Annotated in this window: 2 protein-coding genes; both read left to right on the forward strand. The window is 58.5% G+C overall.

The window, feature by feature from the left end:
• Positions 1-151 precede the first annotated feature (151 nt).
• Entirely contained in the window at positions 152-1315 is a 1164-nt protein-coding gene (locus tag BS629_RS37905) for a Gfo/Idh/MocA family protein (RefSeq protein ID WP_077988844.1), read from the forward strand.
• 11 nt (positions 1316-1326) lie between these two features.
• Positions 1327-2190: a sugar phosphate isomerase/epimerase family protein gene (locus tag BS629_RS37910; RefSeq protein ID WP_077988843.1), complete on the forward strand. Its 864-nt coding sequence runs from the start codon at positions 1327-1329 to the stop codon at positions 2188-2190.
• Positions 2191-2223: the final 33 nt, after the last annotated feature.

A 2223-nucleotide genomic window follows, 5' to 3' on the forward strand; every position in this document is an offset into this window, starting at 1 on the left:
CCCGATCACATTTCCAATGTAATCGTTGACATTGAGTTTTTCTCGTGTTGTATACGTTAACATTACAGTTTCTTGACGGGGCCGGCGTGATGTCCGGTCTCTGGTTTGATCGGGTGCGGAACGCTTTCCGCGCCATATGGAGGCTTTTGCGGTGAAGAAGTTGAATGTTGCGCTGATCGGTACGGGCTTTATGGGAAAGGCTCACTCGATTGCGACCGCTGTGGTGCCGATCCTGTTCGGTTCTCCGGTTGAAATCGAGCGCAAGGTGGTTGTCGACATCGACGAGGAATTGGCGCAGAACGCTGCCAAACAATATGGCTTTGCGGAATATGCGACCGACTGGCGCGACGTTGTTTCGCGCCCGGACATCGACATTGTCGACATCTGCACGCCCAACAGCACGCATGCCGAGATCGCCATTGCGGCTGCCAAGGCCGGCAAGCACATCATGTGCGAAAAGCCGATGTCGATGACGGTCGAAGAGGCTGAGGCGATGCTTGCGGCGGCCAACGAAACCGGCGTCGTGACGATGGTGTCCTATAACTATCGCCATACGCCGGCGCTGCAGATGGCCAAGAAGTTGATCGAGGAAGGCCGCATTGGCGACATTCTGACATTCCGTGGCTATTACTTGCAGGACTGGGGCGCCGATCCGGAAAAGCCGCTTTCCTGGCGCTTCAACAAGGCCCTGGCGGGTTCGGGTACGCTCGGCGATATCGGCACGCATGTGATCGATGCGGCGCGCCTGCTGGTCGGCGAGTTCGATGAGGTCAGCGCCATCGTCAAGACCTTCATTCCGGAGCGTCCCTTGCCGGCAGGTCGCTTTTTTGGGCCGAGCGGGGCGGCGTCGACGGAAAAAGGCAAAGTTGACGTCGATGATACGGCTCTGACGATGATCAAGTTCTCCAGCGGCGCGCATGGCACGATCGAAGTGACCCGTAACTCCTGGGGCCATCACAACCAGTTGGGCTTTGAGATCCATGGAACGCGTGGATCGATCGCGTTTGATTACCAGCGCCTGAACGAACTGCGTGTTGCCTTTGCCAATGATCCGGCCGACGCCTTTGGCTTCCGCACGATCTATTCCGGTCCGAACCAGCCCTTCGGCGACAAGCTCTGGCCGGTTGCGGGCATGGGGCAGGGTTACATCGATATCAAGTCGATCGAATGGTACAACTTCCTCAAGGCCATTGCCGAGAACAAGCCGGCGTCGCCGGACTTCAAGGACGGTGTGCAGATCGAGCGCATTGCCGATGCCATTCTCGTCTCGGGCCAGACCGGCGCCTGGGAAAAGATCAAGCAGACGGCTGTCTGAGGAGCGGTTCGATGACGATCAAGCTTGCAATGCACACCTGGCCCTATGCGAGCAATCCGACGTGGCTGCCGGCCTATACGCTTGAGGAAACCCTCCGGCGGGTCAAGAAGATCGGCTATGATGCCATCGAAATCGGCGCCGCCAGTCCGCATGTGTTTCCCCCGACGCTCAGCGCGCAGCGCCGCAAGGATATTGCCCAGATGTTGAAGGACTATGGCCTGGAGCTGGCGGCGATGCTGCCGGCCCATGGCGGCGGTCCGGGCAATAACGTTGCCTCTCCCATTCCCGAAGAGCGTCTCTGGGCGATCGATCATTACAAGGACATGGTCAAGCTGACCGCCGACTGGGGCGGCAAGCGGCTGATCTGCCTGCCTGGCTGGTACATCTTCGGCACCACCTATCGGCAGGCATGGGATTGGGCAAGGGCTGCCATCACCGAGATTGCGACCTTCGCGCAGGATTACGGCGTCGAGATCGTCATCGAGCCGACGCCGGAAGACAGCAATATCGTCAATACCTGCGACAACACGATCGACATGATGAAGGATGTCGGCCTGGCCAACGTCAAGCTGATGTTCGACGGCCATCATGTCATCACCGAAAAAGAGGTGATGAGCGACTATGCCTACGCCATGGGCAAGGACCTGGTCCACATCCACGCCTCCGACAACGAGCGCCTGCCGCCGGGTATGGGCAGGGGCGATTGGCCGGCGCTGATCGAAGCGTTGGCCGAAACCGGCTTCGATGGGTACCTGTCGATGGAATGCGGCTTTCACAAGCGGGGCATCGAGCCGGACTGGGTCGCACGCGTCTCGCTCGAATACCTAAAGCCGCTCGTCGATGCCGCAAATGCAAAGGCTGAAACAGCGAAGTAAAACATCGCTTAAATTACGATGTAATCGTTAACA

This window comes from Rhizobium leguminosarum bv. viciae USDA 2370, assembly GCF_002008365.1.
GTDB lineage: Bacteria > Pseudomonadota > Alphaproteobacteria > Rhizobiales > Rhizobiaceae > Rhizobium > Rhizobium leguminosarum.

Coding starts and splice junctions, on each gene's coding strand:
- BS629_RS37910 (WP_077988843.1), top strand. CDS start 1,327: ATGACGATCAAGCTTGCAATGCACACCTGGCCCTATGCGAGCAATCCG.